Raw genomic sequence first — 24,476 nt, 5'->3', positions numbered from 1 at the left:
GATACCGATTGCTCTTTTGTCGCCGCCGAACCCGGAGGTATTCAGACCTGGGGAAACCTTGTAACATCGATGGGAATGTTAATAACAAGGCGATGGCGGAGGAAGGCAATGGTATATGTAGAACGCGATGGGCAAGGGCGTTTGCTGCGGGTGGAGCAACAGCCATTTGAAGGCGCCGAACATATGGCCGTAGAAAGCGAAGAATTGCAAAACTGGCTGAAAGTGAAAGAGGAAGTGAAAGCGCGTTTGGAAAGCCTTCACTCGTCTGACCTTGAATTGGTACGTGTGCTGGAAGATGTGATTATCGTACTGGTGGATCGCGGTGTAATCCAGTACACAGATTTACCCGCTGCCGCGCGCGAAAAACTCGACCAGCGCGCCGTCGCCCGCGCCGACCTGGAAGGATTGAACACCATCCTGAAAGAGTCCGGTGAATAAATCGCTGCAACCGCTTAAATGCAAACCCCGCCCTGTGCGGGGTTTGTTGTTTTTGGGGTTATCGTTTTAATTTAAAACAACATATGTATTGTTTAATTGATAAAACAGCATATATGCTGTAATTTTAAAAAATACAACATAAATATTGTGGTGGGCATCATGCGGAGCAAACTTAGTAGCGTACAAGATGTTGGCGATATCATCGAAGCTCAGCGGACAAAACTGAACTTGAGTCAGGCAGACATGCTGCTAAAAGCCGGTATGAGCCAGCAGCAGATCCAACGGATTGAAGCTGGGGCGAATATCACCGTGAAAACACTTTTGCACCTTGCAGATGTGCTTGGCTTGGAAATAAGTATTTCTTCGAAGGGGGAAAAAACGGCTCCTTCCTTACCTCCGGAAAAACAGCAACTGGCCGATTATCAGAAACAAATTAGGTTGCAAACCAAGAATTATGTCGGGATAAGGGAACCATCTACGGTAATGAGATTGTTTGGTCATATGCTGGATAAAGATGATGAGTAATACCAGTACAGTTCAAGCCCTCAAGCTCATGCTACATGGTGTTTTTATCGGTGTGTTAACGCATCACAGTTCAAACAGAAATGTGCTGTTTTTTAATCCTGAGTATGTAACTGCAGTGAAAGGGCGTCCGACGTTTACGCTGCTACAGCGAATGAATGAGCAGTATCTGCAAAAACCGATTATCAGTAGTCAAAAAGTTGCGCCAGTAATCTCCAACCTGTTGCCTGAAGGTGCGATGCGGGAGTGGGTGGCAAAATCGCTGAAGGTGGATATCAATAATGATTTTGCTCTGCTCGCCCATTTTGGAATGAGTTTACCAGGTGCGCTCATGCTGGAACGATTGGCTCCTGGTGAAATTCCAGATTGGGTGGAAGAAAAAAACAGCGGCAGGATTATTGCCGTGAAAACGTCAACGGCAGATGAAGTGTCCTTGGCAGGTGTTCAAATAAAATTCTCCGGCAATAAAAACAAAGATGGCCGATACAACTTACTCCCATCAAACGACAATACGTTAATTATAAAAACGCCCTCTACTGTCTATAGAAACGTCCCGGAGAATGAATATTCTTCAATGAAATTAGCGCAAGCGATTGGTGTGATAATCCCCGAGATAAATCTGGTTCACCTGGGTGCGCTTGATAACTTACCTGATATTCAATTACCTAATGAGCAGTACGCCTACACGATAAAACGTTTTGATCGAGTCGAAGGGTTGGGAGATGTATCCAGGATCCACATGGAAGACTTCGCGCAAATTGCGGAACTTTATCCCCATGAGAAATATGAAGGAGTTAATTACGAAATAATTGGGGGCGTTATTTATCGATATTCGGCGCAGCCACTTGCAGACATTCAGCAAATGGCAAGACGGCTGCTTGCAAATATCTTGCTGGGCAATGGCGATGCCCACTTAAAGAATTGGTCGATGATCTATCCAGATAAAATTGGTGCGGTACTGTCGCCAGCCTACGACATAGTGTCCACGATGGCTTATATGCACGGCGAATGCGAAGTGGCGTTTAGTATGGGCAGGGAAAAAAACTGGTATAAGTTAAACATGACTCACTTTGAACTCTGGATAAAACGCATAGATGTACGTTGGCCTGCTATTAAGGCACATCTACAGGATGCCATGGTTATGGCCAGAACAACCTGGCCTATGCTGTTGGAGTCTTTACCGATGGCCGATAATCACAAGCAAAAACTAAAAGAGCATTGGGGAAATCTTCAGGGCGATTTTAAAATTAACAGTGAGGTCGTGCGTTAATATGTTGTCGTTATTAAGAAATCGCGCCGGTAGTCAGGCCGGTAAAGTGACCATGGTTGAATTATTTTTTGATCTGGTATTTGTATTTGCCATTACCCAAATCTCCCATTCATTGCTCGCTAATTTAACGCTCGATGGTGCCATCAAACACGGTTTGTTATTGCTTGCGGTTTGGTGGGTGTGGATTTACACCTCCTGGGTTACCAACTGGTTGGACCCGGATCGCTTTCCGGTGCGTATCTGTTTATTTGCGCTCATGTTGGGCGGTTTGATCATGTCGGTTTCCATTCCCGATGCGTTCGGCGAGCGCGGATTATTTTTTGCGTTTGCTTATGTATTTATGCAAGTGGGGCGCACCGCATTTTTTCTTTACGCCATTCGCCATAGCGCACCGCATTTTGTGCGCAGTTTCCAGCGCATTTTTATCTGGTTGTGTGCATCGGCTATTTTCTGGATCGCCGGTGGCCTTGCTGAAGGCGAGCGGCGTTTTATCTTGTGGTGTATTGCGTTTTTTATCGAATTTATTTCGCCGGCCTTACTGTTCTGGGTGCCGGGTATGGGTCGTTCCAGTACTACCGATTGGGATGTAGAAGGCAACCATATGGCCGAGCGCTGTGCTTTATTTGTGATAATTGCGCTGGGTGAATCGCTGTTGGTGACGGGTGCCACCTTTGCCGATCAACACTGGGATTTCACAGTAATTGCTGCGTTTCTGGTAGCAGTGTTAGGCTCAATCGCACTCTGGTGGATTTATTTCGATAGTGGAGTGGAGCGCGCGCACCATCGCATTTTGCATTCGCAAGATCCCGGCGGTCAGGCTCGCCTTGCCTATACCTATCTGCACGCACCGATTATCGCCGGCATTATTGTCTGCGCCGTTGCCGATGAGTTGGTGCTCGTGCATCCGGGTCATGCATCTATCGCTGGATTATTTGCCGTTATCGGTGGTCCGGCGCTGTATTTAATTGGCTGCGCTCTATTTAAATGGGTAACCAATGACCGCCGCGCACCACCCTTATCGCACCTTGTTGGTTTATTCGCATTAATTGGGCTGGTTCCAATGGCATTAGTACTGCATTGGTCGGCTTTGGCAATGAGTGCTGCAACCACCACCATTTTAATTGTGGTGGCCGCTTGGGAAAATTGTTCACTCAAGGCGGAGGTAAAATGAACCAGCGAATACCAGATACACTTTGGTACAATTTGACCGTATTTGGTTAACAGTTTCGATCTAAGGCTCCGTAAACTCTGCCAAACGAAAACGAAATTTGGCAGGAGCCAATATGAATTATTTGCACAATATAATAAGTCAATTCTTATCAGCAGCAATCTTGGTCTCTTGTAACGGTTACTGCCTTGCCGATGAATCTCAGCCGAAAGATCAACAAAAATCTGACAAAAATAGCCGTGACGGTTACAGCCTTTCCATTGGGCTTGGCTATCTGAACATTGAATCGCCCATATATATTGAAGAACAAGTTGATGGTTTGAAATTGGTAATTGATGGCCGCTATCAATGGAAGGGCTTTTTTGTAGAGCTGGCCAACGATCCGGCCCGCGATAAAAATCTTCCTGCTGCAGGTTACAATTTTTACAGTACTGAGCATTGGAATCTGGATGTTATAGCGGCAGCAGCCACCGGTCGCACCGAGTCCAATTACTACGTTGATGGCCAGGCAAAGCAGATATCAGGTGAGCCTACCAGAGGTTTTGGGTTCAGGGCGCAGGGCTCCTGGGGTAATTCCATTGTGCAGATGGTTGCATTGCCCTATTTCCATGAGGATTTTCGATCAGATAGCGCGGTGGACTATGCTTCGTTGTGGGTCGGCCACCGTTGGCAAATTAGGAACTGGAGCCTGAATGGTTTGCTTGGGGCCGTATATAAATCCAGCGGTTTGTTAGATCACCATTATGGAGTGACAGAAGATGAAGCTGATAAAATATTCCGGGCCTATGAACCCTCGTCAGGGACTGATTACACGGCCCACATTGATTTGAGCTACCCCGTCAGCAAAAACATACTATTCCAGATCTATTCCAGACATACCCAGTATTCTGATGCTGCATTGGATAGCCCGCTGATAGAACTTGCGCGTAAATGGGAAGGTCGTCCTGAACGCGAGCGTGAGTTCGGCATCCTTTTGAATTATGTGTTCTAAGGGTGAACTGACATGAAAAATAAATATCAGTTTATCTCTATTGCTTCCCTTTTGTCTGTTTTGCAATCCACCATGGTGGTTGGGCAGGATCCCAATGAATCAATGGAGTTATCACTTAAACCAAAAGAATGCGTTGTATTTAAAGAAGGCGATAAGTGTTATGCGAGTGTCAAGGTTAAGTGGAGTTCGAAAGACACCGCTGCTGTGTGCCTATATCGCACACCGGGTCAAACTAAACTGGAATGCTGGACTGGTGTTAGTGAGGGGCAGTTTTCAGAAAGCCTGATTATGAGCGAGCCAGTTCAATATTACTTAAGCCCGGAAAACAGCTCTGAAGTATTGGTCAGGGAAACATTAAATTTATCCTGGGTTTATAAAAAATCGAGCAGGCCTGAACACACCTGGCGGCTTTTTTAACTAGCGTAAAAAATAAAAATGATGAATCAATCGCCAAAATCAATCCTCATTGTGGAAGATGATACCGAGCTGCAACAGTGGATTTCTGAATATCTTACCGGGAAAGGTTTTCATTGTTCTTGCACTGAGAATGGCGCAGATGCTGTTAAATTGATTGCTGATATCCAACCGGATGTGGTTTTACTGGATGGTGCATTGCCGGGCCTTGATGGTTTTAAAGTCTGTAAAATAGCAAGGTCATTTTATGGCGGCGCCATCATTATGATAACCGCCAGGGATGAGGAGATCGATGAAGTATTGGGGCTAGAGGCCGGGGCAGATGATTACCTGATAAAACCCATCAGGGCTAGGGCATTGCTGGCACGAATTCAAAAATTACTCGACAAAAAAGTAGTAAACGAATCCTCCCAAACGCTGAGGTTTAATAGTCTGGTTATTGATCCTCACTCACAATCAGTATTTTTGGCTGGTGTTGATGCCAGGCTTACGTCAAAAGAATTTGAAGTGTTGTGGGTTTTAGCGGCGCATGCCGGTGAAATTGTTACACGCGATACCCTGCTCAAAGAGTTAAGGGGCTATGAATTTGACGGCATAGATAGATCAATCGATTTGCGCATTTCGCGGGTAAGAAAAAAACTGAATGACCCTGGTGATGAACCCTATCGCATAAAAACAATTTGGGGAAAAGGTTATCTCTTTGTGAAAGACGCCTGGTAAACGCTTCTATGCTGACTCTACGTACACTTACGCTTTCCCTGTTGATCACTGTTGTAGTTGCTTCCGTTGGCGCAGGTCTGTTATTGGATAAACTCTATGCCGGGCTATACCCAAGTGAGCAGGCTGGTAAGGGATTAACAGAATCGCAATTGCAAGTTGTAGGCTCACAGCTTTCTGGTGTTTTGCGCAGGTTTGAAAATAAGGAAAGTTTTCTGCAAGCCTGGCAAGCTGACAACACCTTTCTTACGCTGGAGTTAATCAGTCGGGACGACATTGGAATGCCTGAAGAGCTGTTTCGGGTGTTGGAGGAAAGGGGTGATATCACTTTATCTTCTGCAACAAGCAGTAATTATTATTTTCCTGCTGGCAACAATAACTATTATGTTCTGCGCGCTCCATTGATTAGTCATAATAAACCCTCCGGCTGGCTGCCTATCCTATTTACTGTCGTCTTTTATGCGTTGCTGATACTGATTGTATTTGTGTGGCTATTTCCACTGGTTCGCCGCTTACAAACCTTACGGTTATCTGCAAAAAAGCTGGGAGAGGGTGACTTGAGTGCACGAATTACCCCAAGTGTCGTTTCTTATATAAAAGATATCGAACTTGAATTTAATCGCATGGCGCTGCGGATTGAGGAGCTGGTATCGGATATTAGCTTGTTAAGTTCCGCTATTTCTCATGAAATGCGCGCGCCGTTGGCCAAGTTGCAATTTGGCCTGGATGCATTGCGGGAAGAGGATGATGCGGAAAAGCGTCTTATTTATCAGGACCGCCTTGATAAAGTAATTGTTGAAATGACTGATCTCATTGAAACCTTATTGAGATATGCGCGATTGGATAAAAATATCGCACAACTACCTAAAAATGAGGTTGACCTGCATTCGCTCTGCACTCACCTTGCTGCATCCCCGATTCAGGGTAACCCTGGTGAGCATGACTCGGAACCCGCGCAACCTATAATCAGCATTGGTATTGATGATAATTTTTACAGCGTAAATGGCGATGCATTTTATCTGAGCTTGCTGTTGGAAAATTTGCTGTCCAACGCGATTAAATACGGTCAAGGAAAGATATTAATCAGCTTGCAACGGAAGGAGGGAAAAATACAATTCTCGGTTGAGGATAATGGTCCTGGCATAGCTGAGCAATTCAAGCAAGATATCTTTAAGCCGTTTATCCGCGGCGAGGAAAATAAAATTGCAGGTGTGCGGAGGTTGCCACCAAAAGGCCATGGTCTTGGCATGGCTCTTGTTAAACGCATTGCGGATTTGCACAATGCGCAGATCGAAATTGCAACCTCAGAAACATTGGGGGGAGCAAAATTTTCAGTTATTTTTCGTGAGCCACTAAATAAATAGCCTGCATTTAATAGCTGTATTTGTAGCTACAAATTGATAAAACCTGGTACAGCTTTAAATTGCCTAACAATTTATGTTATCCCTTCCGAACAATTAAAGGGATATCAAAAATGTTTATTGCTGCAAAGAAAATTATTACCATACAATCTGCAACAGCGATAGGCTGGCTTTGTTTGCTATTGTTAACGGGTTGCTCCGGTGATAACGATAAATCAAGATCAAGCTCATCTGGGCCAAGTTCCTCTGCTGCCAACTCATCAGTGCCTAGTTCTGCTTCATCTAGTGTGTCCTCATCAGTATCAAGCTCTTCATCATCAAGTTCTCCGTATGTAGGGCATTGGTATGCGCCTGCATACGGTTATATTGCGTCGGTGGTTGAGGTGGGAGCGGTTTATACGGTTAAAACCTACAGTACCACCAAAAATTACTGCATCCTACAGAAAGTAGTTTCTGGCTTATCCCTTGATAAGCTCAAACAAAGTTACACCTATTCAAATACTGTGAAAGAGGTGCTGGTTGAAAATAAAGGATACTATCCGCCTGGCGTTGAATATGAAAAAGTACAATCGCTTCCAGTGGTATGCGAAAAAAATCTACAAATATTAAAATCAAATACTGGTTATACCTTTGATGCTAAAAAAGACTTTGAAATTTTCTGGCAAACATTTAATGAGTTGTACATTAATTTTGAACTAAGAAATGTGCGTTGGGATGATGTTTATCAAGAGGCTGCAGAATCCGTCGGAAATATTAATGACGAAGAAGAATTATTTGAATTTCTCAGCACCCTTGTCTCCCCTTTAGGTGACGGGCACGCAGTGATAATCAGAGCACCACTGAGTCCGGATTTGGATAAAAGTATAACGGTGGCCCTGGAAAATGAAGATATACCGACTTTTAGTGCGTCTACACAATTGACCCTGTATGAAAAACTATTAAATGAATATAGGCAAATGTTTGGGTTTGATGGTGAATTGGCCAGCGCACAAGCTGTAGCGGCCGAAAATTATATTGTTGAAAATTTTGGTAAAATTATAGGTATTATTTTTGATTATGCGGACCAAAATGCTGATATTAAAGTGAAGGCAGCGGGTGAAATTGCGTGGTTTAAAACAAGCAATAATATAGGGTATTTATTTGTCGGTTCAATGGCGGATTACACTTCGGGAAAGTCAACGCTTGTTTCTGACATTGCAGCTGATGTTGCTATAGCAGAAGCCGCTATCAATGAAGCCTTGGTGGATCTGGAGGACACCGATGGCCTTATCGTTGATGTTCGCTTTAATGGTGGTGGCCAAGATCAGGTTGCACTCAATTTTGTCCGTCATTTTATGGGCCAGTCACAAGTGGTCTACTCTAAATCTGCAGGGCGCGGCGCTTGGGCAACACCGGTGAAAAATGTAGTGCTGGACCCGCACAAGGAAAATATTTATTTAAAACCCACAGTAGTGCTAACGAGTGGTGATACCGCGAGTGCGGCAGAGTTGTTTACTATCGCTATGGCGTCCTTACCTCAGGTTACGATTATCGGAGAGCCAACAGCCGGTGAGTTTTCCGATATCCTCGTTAAGCGTCTTACCAGTGATATCCTGTTTGGTGTAAGCAACGAAACCTATCTGGATGTTCACGGAAATAATTATGAGGGCATGGGTATTCCTCCCAACATTGCTGTGCCATTTGCACCACTGCAAGAGCGCCAAAATAGTTATGATGCCGGAATAGACTCTGCCATCAATTGGATTAAGGGAACCCGCTAATTTAAGGTGTAGATACGCCCTCACAGCCAGTGCCTTTATAAAATTATTCTGTCAATCAGGTGCTGTGAGGCAGCTTAAATTAATTTGCGAATCCAGTGGCAGTGTGGAATTAAAATAACGTATGGCTACATTCTGCATGCCGGGTTGCTCTATATTTTTAACAAGCAATTTGGGGGGGCATGAGAATGGCAGTTTGCTGTTGCTAGTGTAAATTGCAACAAATAACACGTAGGTACGATTAACTCAGCGTAATCGTACGCATGAAAAATCAATCGCCAAAATTTCAGGAGGCAAGGAAATGCCCAATTATTGCCGCTTACAAATACCTGGTTCCACCTGGTTTTTTACCGTCAACTTACTGCAGCGCCATAACAACAATTTGCTGATAGAGGAAATTAAAATCCTAAAGGCTTGCATTAAGAGGGTTAACCGCGCCCGTCCGTTTGAGATTGTCGCTTGGACGGTTTTACCTGATCACATGCATTGCCTCTGGCGACTTCCAGATGGTGATACTGACTACGCTACGCGTTGGCGATTGATCAAAACCTATTTTTCCAAAGCCATTCCCCAACAAGAATATCGATCATCAATACGAATTAAAAATGGCGAACGCGGTATTTGGCAAAGGCATTACTGGGAGCACTGGAGACGCGAAGAATTTGATGTCAAGCAACATTTCGATTACATACATCGCAATCCTGTAAAGCACAAACTGGTCAATCGTGTTGTTGACTGGCCTTACTCAACATTTTATAAATATGTAAAAGCAGGAATTTATCCCGCAAACTGGTGTGGGGATAACAGCATGAAGATAGAAGCTGGTGAATAACATGCGTACGATTACGCTGCGCTAATCGTACCTACATATGTTTTATGGCGATTAAAACGTGCTCGTCACCACCCCAGCCTTCACTTCCTTTCTCCAATGCCTCACCGGGCATGGAGGCAGAAATGCAATCGGGGTTGGCGATGATTTTTATTTTTTCGCCGCGTTTTATTGTTGTGGTATCCCGGAAGACTAATTGTTAGCGACGGTGGGGATTAGCGCTTATCAATCGTTTGCGTGGTGTGTTGAGTGATTGCTGAGCGTGGTAGCCAAATGGAAACATTTAACCCGCGTTCCGGTCGGTTGGAAAAATGAATCCGGCCATTATGCGCTTCAATAATTTCGCGACAGAGCGCCAAACCCAGGCCGGTGCCATCGCGTTTGGTTGAATAGAAGGGCAGCATTGCTTGTTTCAATTGCTCTTCGCTCATACCGCTGCCGTCGTCACCCAGGGTGATTACATCCCAGTCACCTTGTTCTTTTATGGCCAGAAAAATTCCCTTTTCACTCGCACCAGCTTCGCGCGCATTTTTTATCAAATTAATGAGCACTTGTGAGATTTGTGCCGGGTCGGCAAATGCTGACCGATAGTGACAGCTATTGTCCCACTCAAAATACATTAAGCCTTGCAAGTTGCGTAAAAAAGCGATCCAGTTGATCGGCTCGCGCACCGGGGTTGGCAACCGGGAAAACTGGGCGTAGTCGCTTAAGAAATCGCGTAAATGCTCTGCGCGCTCTTGCACTGTAGCAAGTATTTTCGTTAACAGTTCTTGTTGGTGCGCGGGTAGGGCAGTGTCGTCAACAAGCTTCAAACCGGAATGGGCGAGTGAGCAAACCGGGGCGAGTGAATTATTCAGTTCATGGCTAAATACCCGAATAACTTTTTTCCAGGTATCTACTTCAGTGCGTGCCAGCGCGCGCGTTAAGGGTTGAAAGTGATAGAGACAATGCTCATAGCCGTGCAATTGAAATTTTTCACAGAATAAATACCAACTTTCGGTTTCACCGGTGGACTCAAGCATGCTTGCTGATTGAGTGTGTCCCTCGGGTAGGGTGAGTGATTTATCCAACGTAAACATGAGGTTTTGCTGGTGAGTAATGGCTTCCTGCAGCGATACCGGCATGTTGGCAACCAGATCATACAAGGAAAGTCCGCGCACAGGTTTGCCATGATTTAACAGCTGTCGCGCTGTGGGGTTGCATAGCACAATCTTTTGGCGGGTATCGGTTAATACCAGGGCGGAAGAAACCGTTTCAAACACACGATTCAGCATCAGATCGCGCTGCAACAAATGCGTTTGTTTGGCGCGCAGACCGGCAATGACCTGGTTAAATAATTGCCCCAGCTGATTGAACTGTGAATTTTTCTGTGTCGGTAATTGCAGAGAAAGTTCGCCGTCTTTTACATGCAATAAGGCGGATTCCAATGTGTGCAAAAACCTATCCAGTGGTTTGCCAAACAGGCGATAGGTCAACCATGTAACAATCACCATCGCCAAAAAGCCACCGGCTATTGCAGTGCCGGGTTGGTTGATGGTGCGGTAAACCAACAGACCACAGCCTAGTGCCAGGCAGTTGCCTAGAATGAGTGCCAGCAAACGTAATGAATGGTTCATGCGGTGTCTACCGAATTGGTGCCGGTCTTATCATTGGAAAAATAATCCTCCGAATTGAGAGCATATTTTTCCATACGACGGTAGAGCGCTTGTCGACTCAAACCGAGTAATCGCGCTGCTTCGGCGAGGCTACCAGCCTGGGTTAAACACTGGCGTAATTGCGCTTCACTGGGTTCATAGAGTGGGCGATTTTTTATTTTCTGGATCGGCAACTGCAAATCGCTCGTTTCAATATTGTGAGCGCTGGCGAGCAGGCAGGCGCGCTGAATCGTGTTTTGTAATTCGCGCACATTGCCTGGCCAATCGTGTGCTTCCAATGCGCGCAAGGCTTCCGGTGTAATCGGTCGCCCTTTTAAAAAATGGCGTGCGAGTGGAAGAATGTCTTCTTTGCGTTCCGCTAAAGCCGGCGTGTGCAATTCAATAACGTTCAAGCGGTAATATAAATCTTCGCGAAATTCGCCGCGCGCGATGGCGGCCGGTAAATCGCTGTTGGTCGCGGTGATAATCCGCACGCGGGCGTGGCGTACCTGAGTTGATCCCAATCGCTGGAATTCTCCGGTTTGCAGCAGGCGCAATAATTTCATTTGCCCGCTTAGAGACAGGTTGCCAATTTCATCCAGAAATAATGTACCGCCATGAGCCTGTTCAAAATGACCGACGCGGGTCTGTTTGATGCCGGTGTAGGCGCCGGCTTCAGCGCCAAACATTTCTGCTTCCATTAAATCCAGCGGCATGGCACCGGCATTTAAGCGAATGAATGGTCCGTTTTTAATGGATGAATTGCGTTGGATAATTTCGGCAATTTTTTCTTTGCCGGAGCCATTGGGGCCAGTGATGAGAATGGGTACATCAGCTTTGGCAACCTGTACGGCAGTGGTGAGTAAGCGGTAGATGCTGTCTGATTGGTAAATAACGCCGGCCAGGTCAAATTTATTTTCCAGAGCGCTGCGCAGTTGTTGCCGTTCACTGGCCTGTTCGCGCTGCTGGTGTGCCACCTCGGTTAATTCCAACAAATTGTTAACACTCAGTAATAATTTTTGGTCGTCCCATGGCTTTGCCAAGTAATCTGCGGCGCCTGCTTTTACCAGCTCCACGGCGCTAGTCAGGTCCGCCCAGCCGGTTAACAAAATAATGGGCAAGTCGGGGTTGATGGCGCGCGCTGCATAAAAAAAGCGTTTGCCTTCTTCACCGCTGGTGGTCTCGCGCTGGAAATTCATATCCGCAATAACCAGCGACGCCGCGCCTTGCTTAATAAGCTCTAGCGCATGCGACGGGTATTCGCTGGTTATGCAGGGAAAGCCATTTAACGAAAATAATATCTGCAGCGATGTGAGCACTGCCGGGTTGTCATCAAGTATTAAAATGCTAGTCATAAGTGCTTTGAATAAATTATTTTAATCACATTATAAAGTACGTGTTGCCAGACTGGGCGAAATTTTTCCCGCCTGCCAGGCGGGTACGGCAGCGCTCACCAGACTAATAATGAAAATAACCAGCGCGGTCGCGAATAGGAACCAAGGCGATATGGCTGCTATGTCGGACGTTTGGTAGATCAACTGGCTGAGGGAAAATGCCAGCGCTACGCCTAATTCCAACCCAAACAATAAAATGACTGCATTTTCCAATAATATTTGGGCAATGAGCTTGCCGCGGGTTGCCCCCAGTGCGCGCAAAATGCCGAGCTGTTTGCGTCGCTGATGCACAGAAAAATAAGCCTGCCCCGCAATAGCAATAATCGACGCAATGCTTAATACCAGTGTGATCATTACCAGCAAATTGATGGTGCTGTGATTTTTGTATTTTTCAACGATGTGATCCAACTTGTCAGCATAAAAAATCAGTCCTTGCGGATACTGTGCAGCGATATATTGCTCAACAGTTTGAATAACCAGTGCGCGTATTTCCGGCGTTCTGGTGCGAACCAGATAGCGAAATTCCTTATTCATTTCGTTGTATTCGGGAAAAAATACGGTGGATTCCGAGCGGTACATTTGCGGATAAAAACCGCGCCAATCAGAGGTTACCCCAATGATTTCATATGGCTTGCCTTTTTCATAAACCACCTTGCCAATAGCATTATTATTTTCACCAACGAGCGCTTTGGCCATAGTCTGGGTAACAATGATGACGTGCGGCTCCGTTTTATACGTAAATGCCATATCGGTGTTTTTAAATTGCCGCCCGGCTACTAAGGTAAGGCCCATTGTTGTCAGTGCATTGGGTGAAACATTGCTACGCACAAAGCTTATTTGTTGCAGGTCGTTCTCTGGTGTGGTGGTAAAACTGCCGGTTTTCAGATTAAAGCGTTCGTCAAAGGGAATGGCGTCCAGGCTAGCCACATCAACGACTCCCGGAATTACTTTGATTTTTTCCAGGTCGCGTAAGCCATCTGCCAGCATGATTCCCTTCAGTTCTGGTGGAATGCGCAAGGTGAAACAGACAAGATATGGATCATCGATACCAGTAGGCGCTTGATAAAATTTATTTATTTCATTGAGCACGTGCGCCATATTGCTCACTAACATAGTGATTAACGCAATCTGCAACGTCAGTAACACCAGCATCAGCTTTTTACGCAACAGCGGTTTTATAATCGGCGGTAGAGCAAGCATAGGATTTCCGTATTTTTAATCGAGATAATTGGGTTCTCATAAACCTGAAATTGAATTTGTAGCGGCGTCATTGAATTTTCAAATAGTTCGCGGCAGCAACCCGGCAGGCTTGCCAGGCGGGATAGAGTCCCGCACAAAGACTGGCGAGCAGCGCTGTTGCGATACAACTCGCCAGGATGGTCAGGTCTGGTTCCATGAGTGCAACATTGTCTGGCCCCAATAGCCCATTGGCCGGTGGCGGTGCTGATTTCCACGCGAGCTTCACGTACCACAAACCAGCGATAGTCATGACTACGCCCAGTGCTCCTGCTGCCGCACCCAGGGTGGTACTTTCCAGCAAGTGCTGCATAAATATTGCCTGGCGGTTTGCCCCTAGCGCGCGGCGCACACCTGACTCCGGTAATGCACGCATAAATTTGGCTAACAGCAATGCCACAAAATTTAATGTGCACACCAGCAAGGTAAAAGCCCCTAGGTAAATAGTGGTGTTGTCTTCATCGTAGGCAGCCTGGTTCAGGTGCATATAGTCGCCAATGCTGGTTAATGCGAAGCGCAAAGGTCGTGGATAGTTGCCCGACTTTTTTTGTTCTTGAATATAGCTGCGTACAAATTCTTCAAATTGTGTTTTTTGCGGATCGTCCGCAAATTCAAACCACAAACTTATCCAGGTGCAGCTATTAATCAAGCGTGGCTGATACCAATGGGACCCGTAATCGCGCGTGTCTTCCGGGCATTCGTAGCGTATCCATGCCCCTAGTTCTGTGGCCTTTAATATTGAAATGGGAAAGTAAAATTGCGCGTCTGGCTGGGGCCAGCGATAGAGTGCAATTTCATAAGTGGGATTAGTGCGGAGTTTCTTTTTTACTACTCCCACAATTTGATAGTGGGCGCTCTCGTAAACGACTGACTTACCAACACTGTTTTTACCACCAAATAATTGTTGATTCACATCGTCACTGATCACGATGACATTTTGAAAGTGATCATCGGCGGTCGCGTTCCAGGGCGCCCCGTAGATAAATTCATGCTCAAACATACTGAAGAAGTCGTGCGTGGTTATATGGCCGCGCACAAACAGCGCTTTTTGTTGCAAGTCCGGATTGTGAATAGATCCGCCCCAATTGGTAATCGCGGTTTTGCGCAGGGGTATATTGCTGGCTAGCAACCCCATGGAATCACGATAGCTATGCAACGGTGGTAACTTGTTAGGCGTATTTTCGTATTGGTGTTTTGCATCCCAGGAATCCGTTTGTAGTAAAAATAAATTCTCATCTTTGTGGGCGAGCGGATTCTTTTTTAAATGGTAATAGTGGGTGTAGCTAATAGTGGTTATCGCAACACCCGTCGCCAGTACGAATACCATGACGCTACTGAGTATCGGCGCCTTGCGAATTGAACGCAGGGCTAATTGCAGTGGATACCAAAACATAATTGTTCCTTTAATGAGCTAGTCCTTAACTGTGTTTAAACACTTCGGTGACCTGGCCATCCACAATTTGAATATGGCGCTGGGTACGGCGCGCCAGATCCTGATCGTGAGTCACCATGATGATGGTAGTGCCCTGGTCATTTATATCTTCCAGCAGTTCCATCACTTGTCTTGCCATTAAGGTATCCAGGTTGCCAGTGGGCTCGTCCGCGAGAATAAATGCGGGCGATCCTGCAATTGCGCGTGCGACGGCAATGCGTTGTTGTTGCCCGCCCGATAATTGCGCCGGGAAATGTTTTGCGCGCGACTCCAAACCCACTCGCGCCAGCGCTTGCCGTACACGCTCTTTGCGTTCGCTGCGGGGCATATTGCGATAGCGCAGCGGCACTTCGATATTGTCATAGGCATTTAAATCGGGAATTAAATTGAAGCCCTGAAATACGAAGCCGATTTTGGTATTGCGCAAGTGGGATAGCTGGTTATCGTTTAAATCGCGCGTGTTAATTCCATCCAGAAAATAATCGCCGGCGGTGTAGGTTTCCAACAAACCGGCAATATTCAGGAAAGTAGTTTTACCGGAGCCGGAGGGGCCGGTAATTGCGACAAATTCGCCTTCATTAACCTGCAAACTAAAATCGCGCAGCGCATGGGTTTCAATGAGTTCGGTGCTATATACCTTGCTGATATTGTGCATGGCAAACAGCGCTTTTGCTGCTTGCGTATTGTGCGTGATCTGCGCTTGATTCATAGTCCTGCTCGTGATGTTGGTGTGATTGCTATTGGATGTTTATGCAGTTGTATGCGCGCGTTTATTGCCGTAAATACAGTGATTGCGCATCGCGAAAGCCCGAGGTATCGGAAACGATGATTTCTTCCCCCAGTGCCAGGCCGTTAGTAATTTCAATATCGTTTAACCCCCATACACCGTAGCTCACGGGTGTTTTAAGTGCTTTGTTACCGATCACTTTAAATACGCTTTTGCCATTATCCAATTCGGCGTACAGGCCGCGTGGAAGTTTTAATACCTGAGTGCGAACTTCCAGCAGAATAATCGCAGTAATGCGCTGGTTTTGGCGCAACTGCTGCGGTTCTGTGCCGGTAAAATGCAGGCGTACTTTCACCTGGCCGGCATTAACCTCGGGTGCGATTGCAGTAATAGCACCCGCATACAATGTGTTATCGAGTTTTATTTCGGCCGTCATTTCTGGCACCAACTCGGCAACATAGTTTTCCGGTACTTCTATTTCCACTTCGTAATGAGCGAGGTCAATGACGGTAATTAATGCCTGATGCATGACGACAGCACTTTTTTGATTTAACGACAGATTGCCCACTATGGCATCTACCGGAGATTTTACCTCCAGTGCGTTTACCTCGCGCGCGAGTTCACTGACAACAGCTTGCTGCTCTTCAATTTGTTTGGCGGCATTTTGTATTTCAGTATTGCTGACTTGTGTAATCAGGGTTAGTTGTTCCGGGGCCTGCTGTGCTTTTAATTCGGCAATATGTAAATTTTCCTCGGCGCGATCAAACTCCTGTTGTGACACAAAACCTTTAGCTAATCCAAGTTGGTAACGGCCAAAGTCGCGCTGCGCATTGCGCAAGTTTAATTCGGCAAATTGTAATGCCTGTTTCGCTTCCAGCTGGCTTTTTTGTGCGGCGATTTCCCGCCCGTTTAATTCATTGTGCAAACGCGCTAATACGGCGTTCGCTTGTTGATAGCGGCTGGCGAGGGCAGGGCTTTCTACCCTTAACAGTAATTGTCCTTGTTTAACTTTGTCGCCCGCGTTGACTTGATAAGTCACTATGCCATCGGCGCTGCTATAAAGGGTGGGGCTATTGGCTACCACGACTTTACCCTGGGCCGAAATTTCACGGCGTATATCGCCGCGTGTTACGGGGGCGATAACAAGTTCCGAGCGCGCTACACGCCGATCAGTTTGCAGTTGGTCTCGCCACATAAAGACGCTCGCTGCCAATAAAACAATCAATAAGAACAGTCCTGCTATCAACAGTCCCGCTATCAACAATCTGCGCCGGGTAAGCAGAGCTGAGCGAGCTGCGCGTTTCACATCCTGGGCCTCAGTGCCTTGGATTCCCGTCACGCGGATTGTATGGGCATCAGCTTTAAGACCCTGAGACGACGGTTCGCGATGGGCCTGTTGGTCCTGGTCTGCCTGTGGCTTGCAGTGTGTTTGTTGTTGTGCGTTGTGCATCGTTTACCAATTAATAAAATGTATGGCGATGCAGTGGTGATTGCAGAATGAATGCCAAATTGGCAAGTGATTAATCTTAAAGCGGTTTTTGTAAATGCGTGGAAAAAAGATGTGTCCGGAACCAGTGTCCGCTACGCGCAGCGGACACTGGTGCTGTACTTATTGCGGGGCTTCTTCGCCTGGAATCATGACCATCCAGCCTACGCCAAACTTGTCGGTTACCTGGCCATAAAGTGGTGACCAGAAAGTTTTCATTAATGGCATATCCACCTTGCCACCTTCACTGGCGAGTGCGTTAAAAATACGGCGCGTTTCTTCTTCCGTGGGAACTGATAAAGCGATACGGAATCCACTGAATTTTTCGACATCATTGCAACCGTCGGACGCCATCACTCGCACATTGCCCAGACTAAATTCGGCGTGCATCACTTTATTTTCAAAGCCGGGCTGCAACACCCCTTCCGGCATGGGCTCCGGGCTTTCGTTAAAGCGAATTATAAATTTTACGTCTGCACTTAAGTGTTCTTTATAAAATGCCAGTGCTTCATCGCAGCGACCGGAAAAAAATAAATAATTTTGTACTTCCACTTTTTGCATCGCGATGGTTTGACGCAGTGCGTCTTCGTGTGCAGCGGCTGTTCCGTCCAGGTCTGCTTCTGCAAAATCCTCCATGGTATAAAAGGTGCGAATTTCAATATCGGAATCTTCATCGTCCATGGGGTTAGGGCATTTTTTCGCCCATTCAATGGCTTCTTCCATGGAGTTCACATTCCAGATCCAATAGCCGGCAATTAATTCGTTGGTCTCAGTAAAGGGGCCAGTGGTGACTACGCGTTTGTCGCCGCTGAAACGAATACGGTAACCCTGGCTGCTCGGTTTCAATCCATCGCCAGATTCCATAATGCCAGCTTTGACTAATTCTTCATTAAACTGACCCATAGCGGTCAGCAACTCCGCACTGGGCATTTTGCCTGCTTCGGAACCGGGGGATGCTTTTACCATTACCATGACTTTCATTGGGTTGTCTCCTTCGATTGAATTGAAACTAACAGGTTTAGGGGATGTTCTACACCCTAGTCGAACTCGGCTGACGGATTTAGACAGTGTGATAAAAAATAGTTAAATTTTTTCTGTTATTCGCACATTTCCCGCCGTTTCATTCACCACCAATTGTTTGAAAGAGGCCAAATGTGCGACTGCAAGGCTAATATGCAAGTTCACCTCTGCTCCATAGTCTACCGACAGAATCTGGCCTGGAAATTGGTTTACCAAGTGACGAATTCTGGTCTCCCTGGAAAAATCCACGGCGATCTCAAGTTCTATGCAGGGAATCACCGCGCGTAACTCAGCGTTATTCACCGCGTGGGATACGGCTCCCGAATAGGCGCGCACCAATCCGCCGGCCCCCAGCTTTACCCCGCCAAAATAGCGTACTACTACGGCGAGTGAATTACCCACGTCGCGCTCGGTTAATACATGCAGCATGGGTTTACCGGCGGTGCCGGATGGTTCTCCATCATCGCTAAAGGCCTGGGTCTGCGGCTGGCGGGTGTTGCCAATCACGTAGGCCCAACAGACATGGTTCGCATCGGGGTATTGCTGGCGATAGGTCTCCACCAACGCGATAGCCTCGTCCCGTGATGTAACAGGATGAAGGAAGGTAAGAAAATCGCTGTTTTTTTCTTCGGTACTGGATTCAACCGGAGCGGCGAGAACGGTGTAAGACATAACTGGCTCATCAAACCTGATAAGCGGTGATTATATCCGTGAATCCATGTAAATCGGTTGCAGGAGTCTAGAGTAGCGGCTATAAAATTCGATAGTACGGCGCTAAGTTCGTAGCGTTAAAAGGCGGTAGTTGAAGTTAACCTTGAGTCCGTAGGTATGGAAAAAGCTGAATCCTGGTCATTAGTCCGTATGGCGTATGCCACCTTGGCTGGCGTCACTTTGGCGTTAGGTATTTTGGGGTTATTCCTCCCCCTTTTACCGACAACCGTTTTTGTACTCATTGCCGCGTGGGCTGCTCCTAAAGGGTCACCCAGGTTAAACCGTTGGATTCGTCACCACCCACAAATTGGCCCGTTACTAGAGGCTTGGCATACCAAAGGCGCCGTACCACGCACCGCAAAATGGCTTGCCTGCATCACCATGAGTTTGAGTTGGATTGGTTTGTTTTTTATGGGCATGAACGGGATAGTGTTAACGGTAATGGCAGTGTTATTTATTGCGGTTGCGGCGTTTTTAATTACGCGGCCTGAGCCGGAGAACTAATGTATTGCTCAAACTGCGAGCCCAAGCAGATACATTCGCGTTTTCAATCGTTATCCAAGCTGCTGTTCCCTTCTTGTTCTTCTAATTTTCTTCACCCAAATGCTCTCCATAAACACCATGAATATTGAAACCATCCAGGCCCCTCGGCGCGCCAATAAATCAATGCAAATAAAAAACCCGATCATTGCTGATCGGGTTTTTTATCTGGGTGTTTGGTGGAGCCGGGGGGATTTGAACCCCCGTCCGCCAGCACTCCATCCTCGGCTCTACATGTTTAGGTCCGTTTACTGATTTAACCCTTCACAGCCCAGCGGGCAGGACGTGAAGCGCGATCCTGTAGAGATTTAGCCACTCGGCACCAGGCAGGCTTTGCGGCGATCCAGTTCTGTATGACGGGCTCTAGCGCGGTACTGGCACCTTGTCAGAGACCGTTAGCAGCAATTAAGCTGCTAAAGCGTAAGAATCGTCGTTTGCGACTATTCAAGTACAGCTTTGGATTAACGTGATTGGCTGTCATCACGACATGCACCTCGGGCTTTGTTACCGGCGTCGAATCCAAATCGGCCCCAGTCGCTGGACGGTTACTATCTGAGGTAATAGTGGGTGTCCAAGCCAGCGAGAACTCGCATTGTAAATGCCTGGGAGGATTGCGTCATCAGTTAATTTTACGATGGCGATTAGCGGGTAAAAAAATTGAAAATTTTGATCGGCAATCACTCAATTTTACCCAAATTGTGGAAAAATGCGCGGGCGATGGAGTCTTGGGGTATTAGGGAATCTGTCGGGATCAATTTGGACGTTAACTATCCCGGAGTATAAAAATGAGGAAGATTGGCCGTAATGTAGCAATTATCGGTTCTTTTTTTGCAATCCTGGCCACTCAGGCAGTTGCCCAGAGTAAGAAAGAATCCTTGGTGTTAAGCCAAAAGAAAGTGGAGTTTTCCAGCGAAGAGGGAGCTCCAGCACCTGCCGCGGAACTGATAACCGCACAGGTGAGTAATACAAAATCAACCGTGTTTTATTTGGTTGAGTCACAAACAGCGCTAGTTAAGTCTGCTTCTGTTGCCCTGGTAAACGGCGGTGCACAGATCAAGATAGCTCCTGAAGTTGCCGCTAAAGTCCCAGAGGGCAATAATTCCGGGATTGTGCTCATAAAAGCGTGTAAAGATCAAAAGTGTAAAGTCCAGTTTGCCGGTAGCCCTGCGGCTGTTACCGTAAAATACAAAGTCAAAAAGAAAAACAAGTCCAGCAGTTCCCTCTCAAGTAGTTCTTCATCCAGCAGTGTTTCCGCGACGGCGTGCACCAACAGCTTGGGTGATGTATTTTTTGATGAGGTGTGCTCACCTTGGCGCCCGGTATCGGCCTATGAGCAAAACTATGCGGACTACACCAATGCCTACGAAACCTCTGATGGTAATGCCAGTAGCGGAGCACGTTTTAACATAGTGCAGTCAACAGACTCCGGCCGTAACAAAGTACTGGACATCCATTATCTTGATGCGCCTGAATTTTTCAGTGCTGTGCATATTCGCGCCCCTGAGGCAGTGCCCGAAGGTATCGACATGAGTGAATTTGCCAATGGTAAAATTCAATTCGATTTGAAAGTGATTAGCCAGGGTAGTTTCAACGCGCCTTTGGAATTCTCGCTTGATTGTTCCTGGCCCTGTGCAAGTACGCCCAAACTGATTCGCGTTGACCAGTTGAATCAATGGAAAACTTATGAGTTTTCAGTTGCGGAAATGATTGATCGCGGTTTGGATATCACACGTGTTTCTCAAGGTTTTATGTTGCTTCCCACCTGGGCTATGCAAGCCGGCGCACACTATCAAGTCGATAATGTACGTTGGATAAAAGGCAATGCACCTAAACACCCTGAATCAATCTGCTATTCCAATTTTCTGGATACTCCATGGGCCGGCGGTGTGAGTGGAACGGGCGTCTCGATTATCGGGATTGACCGTGAAGTACCTTGGGATCAGTTAATGAATTTGACTCAGGGTGTTTTGCCTTGGGTTAAAGCTAATCCTAATTGGAGTTTGATGAACTTCCGTTGGCTTTATGCAATATCAACGGAAATGAATTACCAAACTGGCGACTTGACTGACCCAGACCGGTTATCCAGCTGTTCCGGGGCGGGCACATTATCCTTGGAGGTATATACACCGGCAGCTCTGGTTGCGGATGGTAAGTTGACCTTCTCCTTAAGTTTTGTGCGTAACGATTGGTCGGTAATGGATATTCCAAATTCCACCTTTAGTATGGCGGGTATGAAGGCAGATGATTGGAACAAAATTTCAGTACCTTTGTCAGCCTTAACCATGAGTACAAATCTGAAGTTCGTGGCAATGAACATAGATGCAACCTCGGTGTCGCCGAGCCTGCAGGCGGGCTTTAACGTAGATAACATTCTGATCAAGCAGCCAGCTAAACCCGGTGCAGTTTCCAGTCGTTCATCATCTTCGCGTTCAGTCAACAGCAGTTCAGCGGCCAACTCCTCCTCAGTAAACCTCTCTTCAACTGGTGTAAGTTTTTCCAGTAGTTCGTTGGGTTCAAACTCTCCTGTTTCCAGTAGTGTTGCATCCAGTGAAAGTCGTGTTATGGCCTGTAACGGAACCATGGGGGATGTGTTTTTTGATGGAGTTTGTTCGCCCTGGCGTTCAGTGTCCGCCTATGAGCAAAATTATGCGGATTCGACTAATGCTTACGAAACTACCGACGGCAATACCAGCGGTGGTGCACGTTTTAACGTAATTGAGTCATCCGAGCCGGGGCGCGGTTCTGTACTGGACATTCATTACCTGAACTCTCCTGCGTTTTTCAGTGCGGTTCGTATTCGCGTACCTGAATCAGAAAGCAATGCGGTGGACATGAGTGATTATGCTGATGGCAAAGTTGTTTTTGATTTGAAGGTTATTCAAAACAGCGATGCTAACGCGCCACTTGAATTTACACTGGATTGTTCCTGGCCCTGTGCGAGCACCCCGAAATTTATTCGCGTAGCTGCGTTGAACGAATGGAAAACCTACGAGTTTTCGGTTGCGGAATTAATTGCGCGTGGTCTGGATATCAAACGTGTTTCCATGGGCTTTATGTTGCTGCCAACTTGGGGGCAGCAGTCGTCAGCTCACTATCAGGTAGACAATATTCGTTGGGTCAAAGGTGATGCGTCGACACGTCGCGATTACATCTGTTATTCCAATTTCTTTGATACACCGTGGAATGGCGGTGTTAGTGGGGTAGGTGTCTTAACCACAGGCATGACATCGTCAATTCCATCAGAGGCGTTGGCGACCTTAACGCAAGGCGTTATTCCCTGGGTTACTACTACACCAGACTGGAGTTTAATGAATAATCAATGGGCCTACTTGTTCAGTGGTGCGATGAATTATCAAACCATGGAGGTTTTAGATCCGTTTGCGTTACCCGATTGTTCCGGGGCCGGGACTTTGTCGGTTGAGATCTACACTCCCGCAGAATTGGTTGCGGATGGACAAGTAACTTTCTCGCTAGCGCTGATGGATAGCTCGTGGGATAGAGTGGATTTGCCTGGCACTTTCTCAGCGGCGGATATGAAGCCTAACGAGTGGAATAAGGTATCAGTCCCGCTCTCTGCTTTTACCTATCGCTCAAATTGGAAGTATGTAAGTGTGATGATTAACGGAACCAATGTCTCACCGACATTGCGAGCTGGCTTTAACATCGACAACATTGTGATCAAGCATCCCTTGCAATGAATGCAAAAGAAGTAAAAATAAAAAAGCCGGCATTTCGCCGGCATTTCGCCGGCTTTTTTTGCAGTATTGATTTTACTACTTGCTTAACAAATCAGGTTGATTAATCACGATAAGGAACAATCGTTTGGATGGTGCCGTCCGCGTTGTAATTGAGTGGTGCCATCTTCACAGAGCGTAAGTGGGTAATGCCTTTGGACAGTACGGAATCGTGGTAGAACAAATACCACTGGCCTTGGTACTCGGCGATTGAGTGATGCGTCGTCCAACCGATTACTGGCTCCAGAATACGGCCTTGGTAAGTGAACGGGCCGTAGGGGCTGTCGCCAGTGGCGTAACATAAAAAGTGAGTGTTGCCGGTGGAATAGGAGAAATAATATTTACCGTCGTATTTGTGCATCCAGGAGGCTTCAAAGAAGCGGCGGTCATGGTCACCTGCAAGTAATGGCTGGCCGTTTTCATCGAGGATTTTAATTTCGCGCGGTGTTTCGGCAAATTGCAGCATGTCATCGCTCAGGCGCGCAACGATGGGGCCGAGCGCAGGTTCATTATCTGCCGGTTCACCGCGGTTTGCGTCGTATTGGTTGTTGCGATAATTCTGCAATTGACCGCCCCAAATGCCGCCGAAGTACATGTAGTGACTGCCATCGTTATCTTCAAACACGGCGGGGTCGATGGTGTAACTGCCTTCGATGGCTTTTGGTTCGGCTTTAAATGGACCGACGGGTGAGTCACCTACGGCCACACCGATTTGAAAAATATCGTCTGCACGTTTCGCGGGGAAATATAAATAGTATTTGCCATTTTTGTGCGCCGCATCGGGCGCCCACATTTGGCGTTTGGCCCAGGGTACATCTTTCACGTGCAGCGCTACACCGTTATCAACTGCCGGACTGGTGGGGGAGTCCAGAGAAATAACGTGGTAGTCCTCCATCCCGAAATGATCGCCGTTGTCATTAAAGGGAATGCCAGCCTCAATGTCGTGCGATGGATAAATATAAATTTTTCCATTAAATACGTGCGCTGAAGGGTCAGCGGTATAAATGTGTTCAACCAGCGGTTGGGAAATCGCACGCGCTTTTAAATCGGCGATGACTTCCGGGGCTAGAGTTTCTTCAGCGGCCATAGATATTT

At 46.8% G+C, this 24,476-nt stretch carries 21 protein-coding genes and 1 other RNA gene; 12 read left to right on the top strand and 10 right to left on the bottom strand.

All coding sequences use genetic code 11. The features are described from left to right. Positions 1-108: 108 nt before the first annotated feature. The 10 genes from D0C16_RS10015 to D0C16_RS09970 all read left to right on the top strand — a co-directional run bounded on the left by D0C16_RS10015 (position 109) and on the right by D0C16_RS09970 (position 9,470). Positions 109-438, top strand: a complete 330-nt coding sequence (locus D0C16_RS10015; RefSeq protein WP_151032253.1) for a tryptophan synthase subunit beta — start codon at positions 109-111, stop codon at positions 436-438. A gap of 159 nt (positions 439-597) precedes the next feature. Beyond that, positions 598-963 (top strand): helix-turn-helix domain-containing protein, encoded by a 366-nt coding sequence (locus D0C16_RS10010; RefSeq protein ID WP_151032252.1) that lies wholly within the window; start codon positions 598-600, stop codon positions 961-963. Next, positions 953-2,230, top strand: a complete 1,278-nt coding sequence (locus tag D0C16_RS10005; RefSeq protein ID WP_151032251.1) for a type II toxin-antitoxin system HipA family toxin — start codon at positions 953-955, stop codon at positions 2,228-2,230. Before D0C16_RS10010 ends, D0C16_RS10005 begins: the two co-directional genes overlap by 11 nt. A 1-nt stretch (position 2,231) precedes the next feature. After that, on the top strand, positions 2,232-3,401 hold the full coding sequence (locus tag D0C16_RS10000) for a low temperature requirement protein A (RefSeq protein ID WP_151032250.1): 1,170 nt from the start codon (positions 2,232-2,234) through the stop codon (positions 3,399-3,401). Positions 3,402-3,513: 112 nt separating this feature from the next. Further along, entirely contained in the window at positions 3,514-4,389 is an 876-nt protein-coding gene (locus D0C16_RS09995) for a MipA/OmpV family protein (protein WP_151032249.1), read from the top strand. A 12-nt stretch (positions 4,390-4,401) separates the two neighbouring features. Further along, a complete protein-coding gene (locus D0C16_RS09990; protein ID WP_151032248.1) occupies positions 4,402-4,806 on the top strand; it encodes a DUF3019 domain-containing protein in 405 nt (134 codons plus the stop codon). Between the two features lie 18 nt (positions 4,807-4,824). After that, on the top strand, positions 4,825-5,523 hold the full coding sequence (locus D0C16_RS09985; RefSeq protein ID WP_225318973.1) for a response regulator transcription factor: 699 nt from the start codon (positions 4,825-4,827) through the stop codon (positions 5,521-5,523). Between the two features lie 8 nt (positions 5,524-5,531). Further along, positions 5,532-6,884, top strand: coding sequence for an ATP-binding protein (locus D0C16_RS09980; RefSeq protein ID WP_151032247.1), 1,353 nt, complete (start codon positions 5,532-5,534; stop codon positions 6,882-6,884). Positions 6,885-6,994: 110 nt separating this feature from the next. After that, positions 6,995-8,641: a S41 family peptidase gene (locus D0C16_RS09975; RefSeq protein WP_151032246.1), complete on the top strand. Its 1,647-nt coding sequence runs from the start codon at positions 6,995-6,997 to the stop codon at positions 8,639-8,641. Between the two features lie 298 nt (positions 8,642-8,939). After that, the gene (locus D0C16_RS09970) at positions 8,940-9,470 is read left to right on the top strand and encodes a transposase (RefSeq protein WP_151032245.1); all 531 of its coding nucleotides are present in this window, start codon (positions 8,940-8,942) and stop codon (positions 9,468-9,470) included. A 212-nt stretch (positions 9,471-9,682) separates the two neighbouring features. On the opposite strand, the gene D0C16_RS09960 is transcribed toward D0C16_RS09970, so the two are convergent. The 8 genes from D0C16_RS09960 to D0C16_RS09925 form a co-directional block, all read right to left on the bottom strand. Continuing rightward, on the bottom strand, positions 9,683-11,083 hold the full coding sequence (locus tag D0C16_RS09960; RefSeq protein WP_151032244.1) for a PAS domain-containing sensor histidine kinase: 1,401 nt from the start codon (positions 11,081-11,083) through the stop codon (positions 9,683-9,685). Next, positions 11,080-12,456, bottom strand: a complete 1,377-nt coding sequence (locus tag D0C16_RS09955) for a sigma-54 dependent transcriptional regulator (protein ID WP_151032243.1) — start codon at positions 12,454-12,456, stop codon at positions 11,080-11,082. Before D0C16_RS09955 ends, D0C16_RS09960 begins: the two co-directional genes overlap by 4 nt. A 30-nt stretch (positions 12,457-12,486) precedes the next feature. Then, positions 12,487-13,695, bottom strand: coding sequence for an ABC transporter permease (locus tag D0C16_RS09950; protein ID WP_151032242.1), 1,209 nt, complete (start codon positions 13,693-13,695; stop codon positions 12,487-12,489). A gap of 67 nt (positions 13,696-13,762) precedes the next feature. Beyond that, complete coding sequence (locus D0C16_RS09945) at positions 13,763-15,124, bottom strand: ABC transporter permease (RefSeq protein ID WP_151032241.1); 1,362 nt, start codon at positions 15,122-15,124, stop codon at positions 13,763-13,765. Positions 15,125-15,149: 25 nt separating this feature from the next. Next, complete coding sequence (locus tag D0C16_RS09940) at positions 15,150-15,872, bottom strand: ABC transporter ATP-binding protein (protein WP_225318972.1); 723 nt, start codon at positions 15,870-15,872, stop codon at positions 15,150-15,152. 61 nt (positions 15,873-15,933) lie between these two features. After that, the gene (locus D0C16_RS09935; protein WP_151032240.1) at positions 15,934-17,340 is read right to left on the bottom strand and encodes an efflux RND transporter periplasmic adaptor subunit; all 1,407 of its coding nucleotides are present in this window, start codon (positions 17,338-17,340) and stop codon (positions 15,934-15,936) included. Positions 17,341-17,499: 159 nt separating this feature from the next. Continuing rightward, positions 17,500-18,357: a YciI family protein gene (locus D0C16_RS09930; RefSeq protein WP_151032239.1), complete on the bottom strand. Its 858-nt coding sequence runs from the start codon at positions 18,355-18,357 to the stop codon at positions 17,500-17,502. A gap of 102 nt (positions 18,358-18,459) precedes the next feature. Beyond that, positions 18,460-19,068, bottom strand: a complete 609-nt coding sequence (locus D0C16_RS09925; protein ID WP_151032238.1) for a YigZ family protein — start codon at positions 19,066-19,068, stop codon at positions 18,460-18,462. A gap of 156 nt (positions 19,069-19,224) precedes the next feature. Between D0C16_RS09925 and D0C16_RS09920 the strand changes: the two genes are divergently transcribed. Further along, positions 19,225-19,611, top strand: a complete 387-nt coding sequence (locus D0C16_RS09920; RefSeq protein WP_151032237.1) for a YbaN family protein — start codon at positions 19,225-19,227, stop codon at positions 19,609-19,611. Between the two features lie 213 nt (positions 19,612-19,824). On the opposite strand, the gene ssrA is transcribed toward D0C16_RS09920, so the two are convergent. Next, positions 19,825-20,179: a transfer-messenger RNA gene (ssrA, locus tag D0C16_RS09915) on the bottom strand. 253 nt (positions 20,180-20,432) lie between these two features. Between ssrA and D0C16_RS09910 the strand changes: the two genes are divergently transcribed. Beyond that, a complete protein-coding gene (locus D0C16_RS09910; protein WP_151032236.1) occupies positions 20,433-23,345 on the top strand; it encodes a hypothetical protein in 2,913 nt (970 codons plus the stop codon). A gap of 100 nt (positions 23,346-23,445) precedes the next feature. Here the strand turns inward: D0C16_RS09910 and D0C16_RS09905 are convergent, their stop codons facing one another. Next, positions 23,446-24,468 (bottom strand): glycoside hydrolase family 43 protein, encoded by a 1,023-nt coding sequence (locus D0C16_RS09905; protein WP_151032235.1) that lies wholly within the window; start codon positions 24,466-24,468, stop codon positions 23,446-23,448. Between the last annotated feature and the right edge of the window lie 8 nt (positions 24,469-24,476).

The organism is Cellvibrio sp. KY-GH-1 (assembly GCF_008806975.1).
Taxonomy (GTDB): Bacteria; Pseudomonadota; Gammaproteobacteria; order Pseudomonadales; family Cellvibrionaceae; genus Cellvibrio.
This window is presented reverse-complemented; position numbering and strand designations above follow the sequence as displayed.

Bases quoted from the DNA above. Each gene is read 5' to 3' on its own strand.
- D0C16_RS09975 (WP_151032246.1), top strand. From the start codon at position 6,995: ATGTTTATTGCTGCAAAGAAAATTATTACCATACAATCTGCAACAGCG.
- D0C16_RS09980 (WP_151032247.1), top strand. From the start codon at position 5,532: ATGCTGACTCTACGTACACTTACGCTTTCCCTGTTGATCACTGTTGTA.
- D0C16_RS10000 (WP_151032250.1), top strand. From the start codon at position 2,232: ATGTTGTCGTTATTAAGAAATCGCGCCGGTAGTCAGGCCGGTAAAGTG.
- D0C16_RS09970 (WP_151032245.1), top strand. From the start codon at position 8,940: ATGCCCAATTATTGCCGCTTACAAATACCTGGTTCCACCTGGTTTTTT.
- D0C16_RS09905 (WP_151032235.1), bottom strand. From the start codon at position 24,468: ATGGCCGCTGAAGAAACTCTAGCCCCGGAAGTCATCGCCGATTTAAAA.
- D0C16_RS09955 (WP_151032243.1), bottom strand. From the start codon at position 12,456: ATGACTAGCATTTTAATACTTGATGACAACCCGGCAGTGCTCACATCG.
- D0C16_RS09910 (WP_151032236.1), top strand. From the start codon at position 20,433: ATGAGGAAGATTGGCCGTAATGTAGCAATTATCGGTTCTTTTTTTGCA.
- D0C16_RS09945 (WP_151032241.1), bottom strand. From the start codon at position 15,124: ATGTTTTGGTATCCACTGCAATTAGCCCTGCGTTCAATTCGCAAGGCG.
- D0C16_RS09935 (WP_151032240.1), bottom strand. From the start codon at position 17,340: ATGCACAACGCACAACAACAAACACACTGCAAGCCACAGGCAGACCAG.
- D0C16_RS09985 (WP_225318973.1), top strand. From the start codon at position 4,825: ATGATGAATCAATCGCCAAAATCAATCCTCATTGTGGAAGATGATACC.
- D0C16_RS09930 (WP_151032239.1), bottom strand. From the start codon at position 18,357: ATGAAAGTCATGGTAATGGTAAAAGCATCCCCCGGTTCCGAAGCAGGC.
- D0C16_RS10015 (WP_151032253.1), top strand. From the start codon at position 109: ATGGTATATGTAGAACGCGATGGGCAAGGGCGTTTGCTGCGGGTGGAG.
- D0C16_RS10005 (WP_151032251.1), top strand. From the start codon at position 953: ATGATGAGTAATACCAGTACAGTTCAAGCCCTCAAGCTCATGCTACAT.
- D0C16_RS10010 (WP_151032252.1), top strand. From the start codon at position 598: ATGCGGAGCAAACTTAGTAGCGTACAAGATGTTGGCGATATCATCGAA.
- D0C16_RS09920 (WP_151032237.1), top strand. From the start codon at position 19,225: ATGGAAAAAGCTGAATCCTGGTCATTAGTCCGTATGGCGTATGCCACC.
- D0C16_RS09990 (WP_151032248.1), top strand. From the start codon at position 4,402: ATGAAAAATAAATATCAGTTTATCTCTATTGCTTCCCTTTTGTCTGTT.
- D0C16_RS09960 (WP_151032244.1), bottom strand. From the start codon at position 11,083: ATGAACCATTCATTACGTTTGCTGGCACTCATTCTAGGCAACTGCCTG.
- D0C16_RS09925 (WP_151032238.1), bottom strand. From the start codon at position 19,068: ATGTCTTACACCGTTCTCGCCGCTCCGGTTGAATCCAGTACCGAAGAA.
- D0C16_RS09950 (WP_151032242.1), bottom strand. From the start codon at position 13,695: ATGCTTGCTCTACCGCCGATTATAAAACCGCTGTTGCGTAAAAAGCTG.
- D0C16_RS09940 (WP_225318972.1), bottom strand. From the start codon at position 15,872: ATGAATCAAGCGCAGATCACGCACAATACGCAAGCAGCAAAAGCGCTG.
- D0C16_RS09995 (WP_151032249.1), top strand. From the start codon at position 3,514: ATGAATTATTTGCACAATATAATAAGTCAATTCTTATCAGCAGCAATC.